The sequence below is a fragment of the Martelella mediterranea DSM 17316 genome, assembly GCF_002043005.1.
Lineage (GTDB): Bacteria > Pseudomonadota > Alphaproteobacteria > Rhizobiales > Rhizobiaceae > Martelella > Martelella mediterranea.
Genome location: NZ_CP020330.1, coordinates 73,129 through 88,317, shown reverse-complemented (window position 1 = coordinate 88,317; position 15,189 = coordinate 73,129). Strand labels below are relative to the sequence as shown.

Below are 15,189 nucleotides of genomic sequence, written 5' to 3'. Positions count from 1 at the left end.
AAGCCGGCGACTTTTCTATCCTAGTGATCGCCCGCGTTGACGGCGTCGTTGAGATACATGCAGGTCAGAACTGCAAAGACATAGGCCTGCAGGAAGGCCACCAGGAATTCCAGCGCCGTCAGCGCCACGGTCATGGCCAGCGGCAGGATCGCGCCGCCGGTGCCGATCGTGCCGATCGAGATCAGCGAGACCACGAAGCCGGCGAAGACCTTCAGCGTGATGTGGCCGGCCAGCATGTTGGCGAACAGACGGACGGAGAGGCTGATGGGACGCGAGAGAAACGAAACGATCTCGATCGCGGTCACCAGGGGAAGCAGGGCAACGGGCACGCCGGAAGGCACGAACACCTTGAAGAAATGCAGGCCGTGCTTGTAGAGGCCGTAACCGACAACGACGCCCATCACCATCAGCGCCAGCGAGAAGGTGACGACGATCTGGCTGGTGACGGAGAAGAAATAGGGGAACATGCCGATCAGGTTCGCCGTCAGCAGGAACATGAACAACGTCAGCACGAAGGGGAAGAACACCATGCCCTTCGTGCCCGCGCCCTCCCTGAGCATCGAGGCTACGAATTCATAGAGAAGCTCGGCGATCGACTGCGTGCGCGAGGGAATAAGGCCGCGCTTGGCGGTTGCCAGGTAAAGGAAACCCGCAGCGGCCCCGGCGGAAATCACCATGAACAGCGAGGCATTGGTGAAGGACAGGTCCAGCCCGCCGACATTGATCGGAACGATGCTGTGGATCTGAAATTGATGGGTCGGATCGTTTGCCACCTAGTCTCTCTCTTCTTGCCCTGCCCGCGGCCGTTTTCAGCCGTCGGCAACCAAAACTTTACTCGCCGTCCTTTTTCAGACGGTCTTCCGGCTCCGCCACATAACCCACGGAGCGCAGTACATTCAATACCCCGGCGCAAAAACCGAGGAGAATAAACACAATCAATCCCCAGGGCCCCGTTCCGGCGAAGCGATCAAGCAGGTATCCGATCATGAAACCGGCGAAGATCGCCGCCATGAACTCGCTCGAAAGCTTCAGGCCCTTCGACATTTCCTTGCGGTTCTTGGCGGACGCCGCTGTCTTTGCCTGTTCGGAGACCTCATCCTTGCGCAGCGAACCGAGCTCGGATTCCAGCCGCTTGCGGCGGGCCTCCAGGTCGTCCTGTCCGTCTTCTGCCAATGACATCCCCTCCTTGAACGCGCCCCTGTCAGGAAGGCTCCGGCCACGCGATAAAGCGGCGGAAAGGCCCGGTCAAGTGGTGCGCACCATAGTTTTAGCGCCCATGCTAGTCAAGACAAGGGGCTGCATCAATGTCGCATGCTGCAAATATCTGATTTTATTGCGGGAAATGCCTGGATTTCGTCGCTACAGCCAGCCGCGCTTGCGCAGCCAGACGACCGCCGCCGCCCCGGTCAGGAACATCAGGCCGAGAGCGGCCGGATATCCCCACGAAAAGTGCAGCTCCGGCATCTTGTCGAAGTTCATGCCGTATATGCCGGCGATCAGCATCGGCGGCGCGAACACGACCGAGACCACCGAAAACAGCTTCATGATGTTGTTCTGTTCGAGATTGATCAGCCCGAGCGAGGAATCGAGCAGGAAGGTTATGTTGGACGCCACGAAGCCCGCATGTTCCGACAGCGACTGGATATCGTGGGACACGACCCGGCAGAGGTCCTTGGTGGCCTTGTCGTCGCGTACCCGGCGGAGCGTCTGCACATAGGTCGCAAGGCGCGCCAGCGTGGTCAGGCTGTCCCGGGTCTTGCTGACAAGGCGGTGATAGGTCGAGATCTCGATCAGGCGCTCTTCCAGCTCCGCCGGCGGGCGTCTGCGGCCGCGCGCGCCCTCGCCGAAAACGGCAATCGAGATGTTGTCGATCTTGGCAACCGCCAGTTCCAGGATTTCGGCCGTGCGGTCCACGATCGTGTCGAGCAGATAGGCGAGAACCTTCGCGCCCTGTCCGGGCGCGACCTCGAGCCGTTTCATGTCGGCGGCAAACAGGAAGAATGGTTTCGGCTCGGCATGGCGGATGGTGATCAGCCTTCCCTCGGCGAGAATGAAGCCGATATCGGTGAGATGGGCGAGACCGAAATCCACGTTCATCACCACAGAGGCCGTCATGTAGACGGCGTCGCCATCCGTATAGTAGCGGCTGGAAGGTTCGATATCCTTCAGCGATTCGCGCGTCGGCAGCACCACCCCGAGCAGCTCTTCGATCTGGCGCATGTCGTCTTCGGTCGGATCGAGCATGTCGATCCAGATCACGTCGTCCTCAAGCGGCGCGGGCGTACCGGTGGAAGACATCGGCGTCTTCGCCCCTCCGACCTTGTAGAGATGGATCATCAAAACCCCGCTTTTCGAGATCGCGCGCCCCGCGCCCTTGCCCCAAAGGGCTACCGAAGCCTAATGATGAGGGCAAGACTGTTTTTGGCCAAGCTTTGAGATTTCAACCGCCATGCAACCCCATCATTTCTGGCAGGAACTGCTGCCGCCCGCGCCGGTCGAGTCGGTCGCCCATGACGCCGCCTATCCCGCGCGGCTTGCGGATGGACGCCGTCTTCTTCTGCCGATCCGCCCACTTGGAGACAGTGGTGAGGGACTTGCGTCTCTGATCATCAACCAGGCTTCGTTCGCGGTCACCAAGGCGCTTGCCGCCGATCTCGCTGCCCGGCTTGCTCCGCTGAAACCCGAAATCATCGTCGGCCTGCCGACGCTCGGCCTCACGCTGGCGGCCGCTGTCGCCGAGGCGCTCGGCCATTCCCGCTACGTGCCGCTCGGCAATTCGCGCAAGTTCTGGTACGAGGACGCGTTGTCGCTTCCGGTCAGTTCCGTCACCACGCCCGGTCAGCAGAAGCGGCTCTATATCGATCCGCGCATGCTGCCGCTGCTTGAGGGCCGGCGGGTCGCGCTCGTCGACGACGTGATCTCCTCGGGCAAGTCGATCGTGGCGGGGCTTTCGCTCCTGAAGCATTGCGGCGTGCGCCCCGTGGCGATCGCCGCCGCCATGCTGCAAACGTCGCGGTACACTGAGGCGCTTGCCGCCTTCGATGCGGATATCGCCGAGGATATTCACGCCTGTTTTGCCACGCCGCTGCTCGTTCGCGGTCCGGACAGGCTCTGGCGTCCGGCATGAAAAAGCCCGCGATCGCGAGATCACGGGCTTCTTGCAAGGAACGTCAGGCCGGAATTAGTTCAGAAGAACGGCATCCGGATTGTCGTTCAGGCTCTGCTCGGTATATTCCGGCTGGTTTTCGAGCGTAGCACGGTCATACTCTGTCTGGACGACATAGGTGTCGCCATCGCTCATGACCGTGGCCGAGTCGGCCGCAATGGCGACCGGCTTTTCGCCGATACCCAGGAAGCCACCAACATCCACGACGAAGACGTTCTCGTTATTGTCGCCGAAGACAACGATGTCCGAGATTTCGCCGACATTGTCGCCATCGGCGCCCAGTACCGGCGCGCCTTCCAACTCGTCATAGGAAATCGAGGCGGTGTCGACTTCGCTCATGCCTTCCAGCATGGGGTTTTCGCCGTTCTGCATCGCATCGCCGGCATTGTCGACATTGGTGGCGACATCGTTCATCGCGTTGCCGGTGGCATCCGCCGCAGTGCCCATGCCCGTCGCCACGTCGTTCATGGCCTCGCCGGTAGCATTGCCGGCTTCGTCAAGCGCGGTTCCCGCGGTGTTGGCCAGATCCGTTGAGCCATCCGCCATGGTGCCTTCCGGCGCCGGAGCGCTGCCAACCTCCATCAGGTTTTCATTGTCGGATTCGAATTCCGGTGCGGACTCAAGCTCCTCGCGGGTGGCGTCGATGCTGAGCCACGCGCCGTTGTCGCCGGGCTCCCAGGACAGGCGGTCAAAGGAAATCGCGACCTGTTTTTCGCCGATGCCGAGGAAACCGCCGACGCCGATCACGGCGGCGTTGGCCGAGCCATCGGTGTTCATCACGATGTCAGCGATGTCGCCGACCTGTTCGCGTTCCTGGGTTTCGGCGCTCATGCCGTAGACCGGCCAGCCAAGCAGCGAACTTGCGAGAACCTGCTCGCCGGTGGCGCCATAAAAGCTCTTGGCATCTTCGCCGGCAGCCTGACGGTCAGGGAAGATCGGCGCAGCGCCGTTTTCCATGCCAGAACTTGCTTCAGGCTGGTTCATGGGTTCGGTGGTGTTGGCGTCCTGGGCAAAGGCTGCACCCGTGGAAACAACAGCTGCCAGTGCGGTGGTCGAAAGAATCTTGCGAAGCATGTCAATACTCCTCTCTTCTTGTAGTGTTCCGATATAGGTGCGATTCAATAGTTGTATTATTTGTTTTTATCTCACCTTGCTCACGACAATTAAACGTCCCCGAATGACCCTTGTTCCTCCGACCGATGACTTTTTTGGAAAAAAGAGCGGAAAAAATAAACCCGCCGCGTTCGGGAAACGGGCGGGTGGGTTCATCTGAATTGGTTTGCGATCAGCAGTAGCGCATCGGCATGGAAATATGCACCTTAAGGCCGGTTTCGGCATAGTCGACATCGACCTTGCTGCCGATGACCTTGTCGAGGCTGCGTTCGATCAGCACGGACCCGAAACCGCGCTGCTCGGGGGTGGTCACCCGTGGCCCGCCAACCTCGACCCAGTCGAGTTCCAGATGGGCGTTGCCGCCTTCATCCCTGCAGGCGACGGTGATATCCACGACGCCGGCCCGGGTTGCAAGCGCGCCGAACTTGGCGGCATTGCTGGCAAGCTCGTGGATGACGAGGCCGAGCGCCAGCGCTTCGTCGGGATCGAGATAGACCGCGCTGCCGTGAATATCCACCTGCCGGCCCGAACTGTCGCTGTAGGGCGCGATCTGCGAGCGCAGCAGCCGGTCGAGCGCGATCGCGCCCCATTGCTCGTCCGACAGCAGGGTATGCGCGGCGGAAAGCGCCTGCAGCCTGCCGGAAAACGACATGTTGAATTCGGCCGAGGTCCGCGACCGGCGCAATGTCTGCCCGGCAATCGACTGCACGATCGCCAGCGTATTCTTGACGCGGTGATTGAGTTCGCGCAGCAGCAGGCGGGTCTTCTGTTCGCTTTCCTTTGTGGTGGTGATGTCGACCACCACGCCGAAGACCGGCCCCTTGCGCTCCTCAAGCAATGCGTTTTCATAGGCGCCGCCCAGCGAGAGAAGCCATTTGCCGGTCGATTCCACCTTGAATTCGCACTGATATTCCTCGCCCCTGTCAAGCGCCGACTTGAACCGACGCATCAGCGAAAACCGCATTTCGTGATCGACCGCGCCAAGCACCCGGCGGCAGGTCACCGGCTCGTCGGGTGAAAGCGCAAGCATTTCCCGCAGGGCATTGTCGCATTCAACCGTCTCGCTGATGCCGTCCCAGCTCCAGGTCGCGATATTCGCGGCCCGCAATGCCATCGAATGGCGGCGTTCCGATTGGGAAAGGGCGATATCGGCCGAAGCCTTGCCGCGTGCGGCATGCTTCAGTTCATAAAGCGAGCCGGCAAGGTTCGCCAGTCGACCAAGCGCTTCGGCATCCTCTTCGGTGGTATCGCGGTGGTTTTCGCCGTCGATGATACAGATGGCTCCGGCATTGACGCCATGAACCGGGATCGGAGCGCCGGCGAAAAACTTCACCCGCTTGCCTTCGAACATCGGGACCGAACGGGCGAGCTCTGCGTGGGTCTCCGGATTGTTGAGGATCAGCGCCCGCTGTTTCTTGAGCGCGATCGGGTAGACGAACAGGCCCGAGCGGGTGGGCACGTCATCAACCTTCATGCCATGGACGGCCTGAACCCAGTTTTCGTCAGAATCAGCAATCAGGATCAAGGCGGCCGGGCAGGAAAAGCGGTTTGCCGCAGCTTCGACGATCGCGACGAAATTCTCGTCGACTTCCGCCGCGCGCATGATCGATTGCGAAAGCGTCTTCAGACGGTCCTCGTCCCTGATCGCTTCCACAATTTCCGATGGCAAATGTTCCACAGGCTCAAGCTCTTTTATTCTTGCTCAGGCAGACAATCCCCGGCCCGGGCACACCTATAAGTCACCGTACCGGAAAGGTGCAAGGACTTCCGGCTTCGCATCGAAACGTCCCGGTTTGGCAATCGGTTCCGCCCGAGGGCGATTTTTCTTCATCGTAAATCCGGTCGCGGAACAAACAGGCATTGCGAGCGTTCGAAAAAGAAGCAACAAAGTGGTGGCTGCTTGAGGGGTGGAAGGCATGTTTTTGAACGGCTGAGTGAATGAAATCGCTCCACGGTTATCGGCAATGCCGGGTGTTTCGGTGTTGTCGTATCGATATGGTATGCGCGGTCCTGCGAATGCGGTCTGGGGCTTGAGGGCATTCGGAGTTCGGGTATGCTTGCCCCGCGCAAGCAATGTAAGAAGAAGCCTTTGAGCAGGATTGCCGGGGCCGCGCGGGTGCCGACAGCGTCAGCTTGAGGGGCTTTTACCATGGGTTGCGTTGCATTCGGTCTGGCCGGGGCGGCGCGGCAAAGTGTCGGAGCGGCCGAGGACGCTCCAGTGTTTTGACTGGCGGCGTGGCCGAAAGCGTCGTCCAATAAACTGGGATAAGTAGTCGTAATGAGCGTAAAATTCGGGACGAGCGGCCTTCGCGGCCTGTCAACGGATCTCCTGGGGGAGCCTTCTTCCCTTTACACGGCGGCTTTCTGTCATCATTTGCAAAAGGCGGGCTACGCCAAAAAAGGCGATGTCGTGCTTGTGGGGCAGGATTATCGCGAGTCGAGCCCGGCGATCGCGGCCAATTGCATGGGCGCGATCGCGGCCTCGGGCTTCACGCCGGTCGATTGCGGCGCGTTGCCGACGCCGGCGCTGGCCTTTTACGGGCAGAAGCGGAAAGCCGCCTCGATCATGATCACCGGTTCCCACATTCCGGCCGATCGCAACGGCATCAAATTCTATCTTCCCGATGGCGAGGTCACCAAGGCGGATGAAGAGGCGATTTCCGCCTTCGCAGAGCAACTCGCGGGCACGGTCGATCAGACAACCGCCGAAGGCGAGGACGAGGCGAGCGAGGCGCTGGCCGGCTTCGGCGCGCGCTGCACCGCGATCCTTCCCGATGATGCCCTTTCCGGCATGAAGGTCGGCGTCTATCAGCATTCCACGGTGGCGCGCGATTTGTTCATCGCGGTGCTTGAGCATTATGGCGCCGACGTCACGCCGCTCGGTTTCTCCGAGGAATTTATTCCTGTCGATACCGAGGCGGTTGCGCCGGAAACCGTCGCGCTTCTGAAGGGCTGGGCCGGCGAACACGGTTTCGACGCCATCATCTCCGCCGATGGCGATGCCGATCGGCCACTTGTGGCGGATGAGGCCGGTGCACCGCTGCGCGGCGACCTGATCGGTCTGATGACCGCCAATTTCCTCGGCGCGAAAGTGGTTGTGACCCCGGTCACCTCCAATTCCGGCATCGAGAAGAACGGCGATTTCGACGTGATCAGGACACGGGTCGGTTCACCCTACGTCATCGCAGGCATGGAAAAGGCGATTGCCGAAGGCAAGGACGGCGTCATGGGCTTCGAGGCCAATGGCGGCCTGCTGACGGCCTCCCCCTTCCGCCCGGCCGGCGACACGATCGTGCCGCTGCCGACGCGGGACTGCTTCCTGCCCATCCTGTCGGCGCTCTATCTCGCCCACCGCGACAAGCGCAAGCTGTCGGAACTCGCGAAGGCCTACAGCCTGCCAGTCGCCGATGCCGACCGGATCAAGAACTTCGAGCAGGCGCGCAGCGCCGCGCTGATGGACTACCTGCGCGAAAGCGTGGACAATCTTGCCGAATTCCTTGCGCCGATCGGCACGGTTGCGGACAAGAGCGACATCGACGGCCTGCGGGTCACGCTCGATGACGGCCGTATCATCCATTTCCGCCCCTCCGGCAACGCGCCAGAAATGCGCTGTTACGTGGAGGCCGCGAGCGCCGGTGAGGCCCGCGAACTCCTGAAGCACGGCCTTGCCCTGATAGAAAGCTTCAAGTCCGCCTAACCCGACCTCTTTTCATAGCAAGTTCATTAGGAGATTTTTCGATATGACCAGCAAGATCGTTCCCGTCATCATGGCCGGCGGCAAGGGCACGCGGCTGTGGCCGCTGTCGCGCGCCACCGCGCCGAAACAGTTTATCCGCTTTCTGGGACCGAAGACGCTCTACCAGAAGACGCTGGAACGTGTGTCGGACAGCGATCGCTACGAAGCGCCGATCATCCTGACCAATGAGGACTTCCGCTTCCTTGCCGCCGAACAGGCGCGCGAACTGGATATCGAGCTCTCCGGCATCATTCTCGAACCGATCGCGCGCAACACCGCCCCCGCCGTCGCCGCTGCCGCCGCGATGGTGCGCGCCAATTTCGGCGAGGACGCGATCATGCAGGTGCTGGCCTCGGACCACGAGATCGATGCGGGCGCGGATTATTTCGGCGCGATCGACACCGCCCTTGAAGCGGCCAGGAGCGGCAAGCTCGTTACCTTCGGCATCGAGCCGACCGAGCCCGCCACCGGCTTCGGCTATATCGAGGCCGGAGAGGAGCTTGCCTCCGGCGCCCGCAAGGTCGCCCGCTTCGTCGAGAAGCCGGCCGAGGATAAGGCTCAGGAGATGCTGGCCGCCGGCAATTACACTTGGAACTCCGGCATGTTCATGTTCCCGGTTGCGGTGTTGATCCGCGAACTGGAAAAATATGCCCCGCAGGTGTTCGAATTCGCCGAGCAGGCGGTGCTGAAGGACGAGAGCGATCTTGAGCTCGACTTCACCCGCCTCGACAAGGAAACCTTCGCGCAGTGCCCCGATATTTCCATCGACTATGCTGTGATGGAAAAGACCAGCGAAGCCGCCGTCGTGCCGTCGGCCTTCACATGGTCGGATCTCGGCTCCTGGGATGCGATCTGGAAGGACGGCGATCAGGATGGAAGCGGCAATGTCGTCTCCGGCGACGCGACGCTGCTCGACACGCAGAATTCGCTCGTGATCTCGCGCGACATGCATGTCGCCATGCAGGGGCTCGACGGCATGGCTGTGATCGCGTCGGAAGATGCCGTCTATGTCGGCAAGCTCGAAGACAGCCAGAATGTCGGCAATATCGTCAAGGTGCTGAAAGGCGCCAAGGAAACCAAGGCGCTTGCCGAGGAGCACCCGACCTCCTACCGGCCCTGGGGCGGCTATACCTCGATCATCAAGGGTGAGCGTTTCCAGGCAAAGCGCATTTTCGTCAAGCCCGGCAAGAAGCTGTCGCTGCAGAAGCATCACCACCGCGCCGAACACTGGATCATCGTCAAGGGCACGGCCGAGGTGACGGTGGACGAGGACGTGAAACAGATCACCGAAAACCAGTCGATCTACATTCCGCTCGGCGCCGTCCACCGGCTCTATAATCCCGGCAAGATCATGCTGGAGCTGATCGAGGTCCAGACCGGCTCCTATCTCGGCGAGGATGACATCATTCGTATCGTCGACGATTTCGGTCGCGGCTGATTGAACCAGAGCCCCGTGCCGCGCGGCGCGGGGCTTAGTCTTCTGAGCGCGCGCATGATTGCGCCATTCGCTTAAAAATCCGTCGAAAAGATATTTCGGCCTGCGTAGTTTCGCGTTTTCTGCGTTATTTCTGCAAATTCACGCAAACTTTCATTACTTCAGCTTGACCGCCGCCGCCGTGTCGCGATATCGTCGCCCAACTCTCTCTTACTGTCGGGTGGTCAAGCACATGATCGAAACTCCTTATCTTCTGTTCCTGGGCGATGCGCCCGACGGGCTTGCCGCCAAGGTGGCGCAGGGCATCAAGGACTGGCGTCCCGAATATGCCGTCGGCCAGTTTCGGCTTGAGGGCTGCAAGGCGGACATGAAGCTGCCCGATCTTTCGATCGCGGAAGCCGTGGACAAGGGCGTGAAGACGCTGGTGATCGGCGTCGCCAATCGCGGCGGCGTCATTTCGCCGTCCTGGAAGAGCGTGCTGATCGAGGCGATGGAGGCGGGTCTCGATCTTGCTTCCGGCCTGCACAACCTGTTGCGCAACGAAGCCGACCTTGCCGCGAAGGCGAAGGAGCTCGGCCGCACGCTGCATGATGTGCGCATCCCCGCAGTGCAGTACCCGATCGCCAACGGCAAGAAGCGGACCGGCAAGCGCATGCTCGCGGTCGGCACGGATTGCTCGGTCGGCAAGATGTACACCGCGCTCTGCGTGGAAAGGGCGATGCGCGAGAAGGGCATGAAGGCCACTTTCCGCGCCACCGGACAGACCGGCATTCTGATCACCGGCGGCGGCGTGCCGCTCGATGCGGTGATCGCCGATTTCATGGCCGGCTCGATCGAATACCTCTCGCCCGACAATGATGCCGACCACTGGGACCTGATCGAAGGGCAGGGCAGCCTGTTCCACGCCTCCTATTCCGGCGTGACGCTGGCCCTGATCCATGGCGGCCAGCCGGATGCGCTGGTGATCTGCCATGAGCCCAACCGGCCGCATATGCGCGGCCTGCCGGACTATCAGCTCCCGAGCCTCGAGGCGGTGCGCGATCTGGCGCTGCAGATGGCGCGGATCGTCAATCCGGATTGCAAGGTGGTCGGCATCTCGCTCAACACCTCCGCCATGTCGGACGAGGAGGCGCTTGAATATTGCAGGCAGACCGAAGCGCGCATGGGTCTGCCGACGGTCGATCCGTTCCGCCACGGGGCCGAACGCCTCGCCGATGCGCTGGCGGCGCTATGAGCGGACTTTACGTCTCCGCCCGTGAGGACGTGTTTCCGGTTGCGGGCTCCTTCACGATCTCGCGCGGCTCGCGCACCGAAATCCGCGTGGTGACGGTCACGCTCACCGATGGCGCGCATACCGGGCGCGGAGAATCCGTGCCCTATGCCCGCTACGGCGAGACGGTTGACGGGGTGATTGCCGATATCCTGTCGCTGGAGGCGGAAATCCGCGCCGGGCTCGACCGCGAAGCCTTGCAGACCCGGATGAAGCCCGGCGCGGCGCGCAACGCGCTCGATTGCGCGTTCTGGGATTTCGCGGCGAAAAGCAGCGGCAAACCGGTCTGGCAGCTTGCCGGACTTCAAAAGCCCGGCCTGCTGACGACGGCCTACACGATTTCGCTCGGCGAACCGGAAAAGATGCGCGCTCAGGCCGCCGAAAACGCCCATCGGCCGCTCCTGAAGGTCAAGCTCGGGACTGACGACGACCTTGGCCGGATCGAGGCGGTGCGCGCCGGCGCGCCGGACTCCGCGATCATCGTCGATGCCAATGAGGGCTGGAGCGTTACGGCCTATCAGGCGCTCGCCCCAGCACTCGTGCGTCTCGGCGTGGCGCTGGTGGAACAGCCGTTGCCGGCCGGCGATGACGAAGCGCTGCGCCATATCGAGCGCCCGCTTCCGGTCTGCGCCGATGAAAGCTGCCATGCCCGCCCTTCGCTTGCCGATCTCAAGGGCAAATACGACGCGATCAACATCAAGATCGACAAGACCGGCGGGCTGACCGAGGCGCTGCTCCTGAAGCAGGAAGCGGAGGCCATGGGCTTCCAGATCATGACCGGCTGCATGCTCGGCACCTCGCTTGCGATGGCACCGGCCATGCTGGTGGCCGAGGGCGCGGCCTTCGTCGACCTCGACGGGCCGCTGCTGCTTGCCCAGGACCGCGCGAACGCAATCCGGTTCGATGGCTCGGTGATGCACCCGGCCGAGCCGGTGCTGTGGGGCTAGTCCGCCTCAGCCTCTCGTCCACGAAGGGAAGGGGTCGGTCAGGAACTCGAAATCGCGTTCGTTGAACGTAGGCCCGGTGTCGATCAGGCAGTCATCGAGGGCTTCTCGGATTGCCGCCTGGTCCATGCCAGCGCCGATGAAGACGATCTCCTGCCGGCGATCGCCATAGACCTCGTGCCAGCAGTTATCGATCATCCGGCGCAGGTCCGGCGCGTCCGGCCAGCGGCTGCGCGGAACGGCGGCCCACCAGCGCCCGAGCGGGACGTTGCGCACGATCGCGCCGGCAAGCGAGAACTCGCCGGCGAAATCCGGCCTTGTCGCCAGCCAGAAATGCCCCTTGGCGCGGATCAGGCCCGGAAAATTCATCCGCGTGAACGCGTCAAATTTCAGCGGATCGAACGGCGCGCGGGCGCGATAGACGAAGCTTGAAATGCCGTATTCCTCGGTCTCCGGCACATGATCGGCGAAGCCGTAAAGCTCCTTGGCCCAGAGCGGATGCTGGCTCGCCTTGTCCTCGCTGAAGAGGCCGGTATCGAGCAGTTCGTCGAGATCGACACGGCTGAAATCCGTCTCGATGATCTTGGCATCGGCATTGAGCGCGCGGACGATCTTGACGACGTTTTCGCGCTCTTCAGCGCTCACGTCGGAGACCTTGTTGACGATCACGACATCGGCGAACTCGATCTGTTCGACATGAAGATCAACCAGCGTACGCTCGTCGCCCTCGCCGGCCACCTCGCCGCGATTTTTCAGAAATTCATGACCGCCATATTCGCGCAGCAGGTTCACCGCGTCGACCACCGTGACCATGGTGTCGAGGCGGGCGAGATCGGAGAGGCTCTCGCCGCGCTCGTCGCGCCAGGAAAATGTCGCGGCCACCGGCAGCGGCTCGGCAATGCCGGTTCCCTCGATCAGCAGATAGTCGAAGCGCTTCTCCTCCGACAGCCGCCGCACCTCGGTCAGAAGGTCGTCGCGCAGCGTGCAACAGATGCAGCCATTGGTCATCTCGACCATGGTTTCCTCGGTGCGCGACAGATCGGCGCCGCCCTCGCGCACCAGATCGGCGTCGATATTCACCTCGCTCATATCGTTGACGATGACGGCGACCCGCCGACCCTCGCGATTGTTGAGGATGTGATTCAGCAGCGTAGTCTTGCCCGCGCCAAGAAAGCCGGACAGCACGGTGACGGGAAGACGGGTGTCGTTGTTTTGCAGCATGGGTCGTGTCCTGAAGATGCGCGAGAATGCCAATCGAACGGTCTTCGTTTGGCTACTAAATGTTATAACGTAACACTGATAACCAAAAGCCCGACTGGCGTCAACTCGTGGCGGCAGGGCAAACAGAGACAGATTTTACAGGCGCGGGCCGAGCCTCGTTGTGGGGCCTTCGCTCGCGTGCATGGCCTCACCGCATAGCCCCCAAATCTTCTCGCCCCGGCGGGGAGAGATGTCGCGACAGCGACAGTGAGGGGGGAGTCTATCCACACGAGCGCACTCACGATCTGATCCGCTGCGCCACCCTCACTGCCCCTTTCGGGGCATCTCTCCCGTCAGCGGGAGAGAGTATTGGGAGCAAGCCGCGCGGCCATATACGGTCGCTCTGCGGTCGAGCGCAGTGACGCAGCAGGATATGGGGGGATTTGTCAGCCAACAGAGTCAGGCGAGTCCCGCTAAACGCGGACAGTCCCCATGGTATTCAATCGGTCCTGATTACCGCATCCGCTCGAAGCTCATGGCAATATGGGCACGGCGGAGGTGGCTGAGTGCGTCGAGCTGGCCGGCCTCGACGGCGGCGAGGATGTCCTTGGTCTCGCGGCAATAGATGTCGGCTTCGTTTTCGAGATCGATATCAGAGGCGGTGATGGCCTGCAGCCAGATGCGGGCGGTGCGAAAATAGAGGCGTTCGCCGGTTTCCCTGAGCGGCTGGTTCAGCGACAGCCGGTTGATCGCGAGAAACATGTCACGGTCGAGTGCGGCGAAATCGCGCGGCGCGGGCGTCTGCCGCAGCGCCAGGGCGCGTTCATGCAGCGCGCGAAAATCGGCAACAGTTTCGGCGGTGAGCGGGGCAGGATCAAGATGGGCGATCAGCACGACAAGCTCCATCCGGAGACGATAGACCTGCGCCAGCTCATCGAAGTCGACATCGGTCACGATGGTGCCGACGCCGTGGACGGAGCGCAGTAGACCTTCATCCTCAAGACCCGCGAGCACGCGCCGGAGCGGCGTGCGCGACACGCCGAATTCGTTCGCAAGGGCCACTTCCGAGAGCTTTTCGCCCGGCGGATAGTCCAGCATCATGATCCGCTCGCGAATGATGTCGTGGATCTGGATAAGCCGGTCGCGACCGGTGGCAGGCTCCGCCGTCATCGCCACGCGTCCGCAAGCCGGTCCAGCATGGCAAGGCACTGGCCGAGCTGGTCTGCACTCAGATATTCGTCCGGCTTGTGGGCCTGGTCGATCGAGCCCGGTCCAAAGACCACGGCGTCCATGCCTATTTCCTGAAAGAAACCGGCCTCGGTGCCGAAGGGCACGACATCGGCGCGGTCCTCGCCGGTGAGGCGAAAGGCGAGATCGCGGGCGGCGTTTGCATTCTTCGGAAACAGCGCCGCCGCCTCGCCAATCACTTCCGTCTCGATATCGGCTTCCGGGGCCACCGCGCGCATGGCGGGCAGCAGGTCGCGGGCGCAATAGGCGGCAATATCGTCCTTGACCAGCGACAGGTCCTCGGCAATCACCGGCCGGGTTTCCCAGCGCAGCACCGCGCGAGGGGCGATCACATTATGCGACAGCCCGCCCTCGAGCGCGCCGACATTGAGCGTCGCATGGGGCGGCTGGTAGCGGGAGCCCTCCGGCACCCGCGCCATCAGCTTTTCCCGTAATTCCATCAGCCGGGCGATGTAGCGGGCGGCATATTCCACCGCGTTGACGCCTAGCTCGGGAGCCGAGGAATGGCCGGAGCGGCCGGTGAAGGTGACGGTGTATTCGCAGCAGCCCTTGTGGCCCTCGATCACCCGCATCATGGTCGGCTCGCCGACGATGGCGAGCGCGGGACGGACCTCGCGCTCCGACAGCCATTCCGTCAGCGCTCGCGCGCCGATGCAGCCGACCTCCTCGTCATGTGTGAAGGCGAAGTGGATCGGCTTGCTGGCGGCGATCTCGGCCAGCGTCTCCCGCTTTGCAAGGCAGGCGGCGATGAAGCCCTTCATGTCGCAGGTGCCGCGACCAAAGAACTTGCCATCGCGTTCGGCAAGCGTGAACGGGTCGCTGGTCCAGAGCTGGTCGTCCACCGGCACGACATCGCTGTGGCCCGACAGCATCAGCCCGCCGGGGCGGTCGTCGCCGAGGGTTGCGAACAGGTTGGCCTTGGTGCCGGTGGCATCGGTCAGGATTTCCACCCGCGCGCCGCAATCCGACAATCGCTCGGCGATATAGGCGATCACCGGCAGATTGCTTTCTGACGACACCGAGGGGAAGGCGACGAGGTCTGCGAGAATATCGCGGGCGGTGGCAAGATCGCTCAAC

At 62.2% G+C, this 15,189-nt stretch carries 13 protein-coding genes; 5 read left to right on the top strand and 8 right to left on the bottom strand.

The annotated features are described in order from the left end of the window. Positions 1–20: 20 nt before the first annotated feature. The 3 genes from Mame_RS00440 to Mame_RS00430 form a co-directional block, all read right to left on the bottom strand. The gene (locus Mame_RS00440; RefSeq protein WP_018063479.1) at positions 21–773 is read right to left on the bottom strand and encodes a F0F1 ATP synthase subunit A; all 753 of its coding nucleotides are present in this window, start codon (positions 771–773) and stop codon (positions 21–23) included. Between the two features lie 58 nt (positions 774–831). Then, a complete protein-coding gene (locus tag Mame_RS00435) occupies positions 832–1,173 on the bottom strand; it encodes an AtpZ/AtpI family protein (protein WP_018063480.1) in 342 nt (113 codons plus the stop codon). 186 nt (positions 1,174–1,359) lie between these two features. Continuing rightward, a complete protein-coding gene (locus tag Mame_RS00430) occupies positions 1,360–2,337 on the bottom strand; it encodes a magnesium transporter CorA family protein (protein ID WP_018063481.1) in 978 nt (325 codons plus the stop codon). 112 nt (positions 2,338–2,449) lie between these two features. Between Mame_RS00430 and Mame_RS00425 the strand changes: the two genes are divergently transcribed. Then, on the top strand, positions 2,450–3,127 hold the full coding sequence (locus Mame_RS00425; RefSeq protein ID WP_018063482.1) for a phosphoribosyltransferase: 678 nt from the start codon (positions 2,450–2,452) through the stop codon (positions 3,125–3,127). Positions 3,128–3,181: 54 nt separating this feature from the next. Here the strand turns inward: Mame_RS00425 and Mame_RS00420 are convergent, their stop codons facing one another. Together Mame_RS00420 and Mame_RS00415 are read right to left on the bottom strand one after the other, a co-directional pair. Then, positions 3,182–4,240 carry a PRC-barrel domain-containing protein gene (locus Mame_RS00420; RefSeq protein WP_018063483.1) on the bottom strand — a complete coding sequence of 353 codons (1,059 nt, stop codon included), beginning with the start codon at positions 4,238–4,240 and terminating at the stop codon, positions 3,182–3,184. A 211-nt stretch (positions 4,241–4,451) separates the two neighbouring features. Further along, positions 4,452–5,957: an HWE histidine kinase domain-containing protein gene (locus Mame_RS00415; protein ID WP_155121995.1), complete on the bottom strand. Its 1,506-nt coding sequence runs from the start codon at positions 5,955–5,957 to the stop codon at positions 4,452–4,454. A 600-nt stretch (positions 5,958–6,557) separates the two neighbouring features. Here Mame_RS00415 and Mame_RS00410 point away from each other — a divergent pair. The 4 genes from Mame_RS00410 (at position 6,558) to dgcA (ending at position 11,667) form a co-directional block, all read left to right on the top strand. Then, on the top strand, positions 6,558–7,976 hold the full coding sequence (locus Mame_RS00410) for a phosphomannomutase (RefSeq protein WP_018063485.1): 1,419 nt from the start codon (positions 6,558–6,560) through the stop codon (positions 7,974–7,976). Positions 7,977–8,019: 43 nt separating this feature from the next. Then, entirely contained in the window at positions 8,020–9,453 is a 1,434-nt protein-coding gene (locus Mame_RS00405) for a mannose-1-phosphate guanylyltransferase/mannose-6-phosphate isomerase (RefSeq protein WP_018063486.1), read from the top strand. A 229-nt stretch (positions 9,454–9,682) separates the two neighbouring features. Further along, positions 9,683–10,684, top strand: coding sequence for an N-acetyltransferase DgcN (dgcN, locus tag Mame_RS00400; RefSeq protein ID WP_018063487.1), 1,002 nt, complete (start codon positions 9,683–9,685; stop codon positions 10,682–10,684). Continuing rightward, positions 10,681–11,667 carry an N-acetyl-D-Glu racemase DgcA gene (dgcA, locus tag Mame_RS00395; RefSeq protein WP_018063488.1) on the top strand — a complete coding sequence of 329 codons (987 nt, stop codon included), beginning with the start codon at positions 10,681–10,683 and terminating at the stop codon, positions 11,665–11,667. Before dgcN ends, dgcA begins: the two co-directional genes overlap by 4 nt. 6 nt (positions 11,668–11,673) lie before the next feature. Here dgcA and Mame_RS00390 read toward each other — a convergent pair whose 3' ends face one another. The 3 genes from Mame_RS00390 to argE form a co-directional block, all read right to left on the bottom strand. Further along, positions 11,674–12,885: a GTP-binding protein gene (locus Mame_RS00390; RefSeq protein WP_018063489.1), complete on the bottom strand. Its 1,212-nt coding sequence runs from the start codon at positions 12,883–12,885 to the stop codon at positions 11,674–11,676. A gap of 492 nt (positions 12,886–13,377) precedes the next feature. Further along, complete coding sequence (locus tag Mame_RS00385) at positions 13,378–14,034, bottom strand: GntR family transcriptional regulator (protein WP_018063490.1); 657 nt, start codon at positions 14,032–14,034, stop codon at positions 13,378–13,380. Further along, entirely contained in the window at positions 14,031–15,188 is a 1,158-nt protein-coding gene (gene argE, locus Mame_RS00380; RefSeq protein WP_018063491.1) for an acetylornithine deacetylase, read from the bottom strand. The genes Mame_RS00385 and argE overlap by 4 nt, the downstream gene beginning before the upstream one ends. Position 15,189 lies beyond the last annotated feature (1 nt).

Coding starts and splice junctions, on each gene's coding strand:
- dgcA (WP_018063488.1), top strand. CDS start 10,681: ATGAGCGGACTTTACGTCTCCGCCCGTGAGGACGTGTTTCCGGTTGCG.
- dgcN (WP_018063487.1), top strand. CDS start 9,683: ATGATCGAAACTCCTTATCTTCTGTTCCTGGGCGATGCGCCCGACGGG.
- Mame_RS00405 (WP_018063486.1), top strand. CDS start 8,020: ATGACCAGCAAGATCGTTCCCGTCATCATGGCCGGCGGCAAGGGCACG.
- Mame_RS00390 (WP_018063489.1), bottom strand. CDS start 12,885: ATGCTGCAAAACAACGACACCCGTCTTCCCGTCACCGTGCTGTCCGGC.
- Mame_RS00425 (WP_018063482.1), top strand. CDS start 2,450: ATGCAACCCCATCATTTCTGGCAGGAACTGCTGCCGCCCGCGCCGGTC.
- Mame_RS00430 (WP_018063481.1), bottom strand. CDS start 2,337: ATGATCCATCTCTACAAGGTCGGAGGGGCGAAGACGCCGATGTCTTCC.
- Mame_RS00420 (WP_018063483.1), bottom strand. CDS start 4,240: ATGCTTCGCAAGATTCTTTCGACCACCGCACTGGCAGCTGTTGTTTCC.
- Mame_RS00410 (WP_018063485.1), top strand. CDS start 6,558: ATGAGCGTAAAATTCGGGACGAGCGGCCTTCGCGGCCTGTCAACGGAT.
- Mame_RS00385 (WP_018063490.1), bottom strand. CDS start 14,034: ATGACGGCGGAGCCTGCCACCGGTCGCGACCGGCTTATCCAGATCCAC.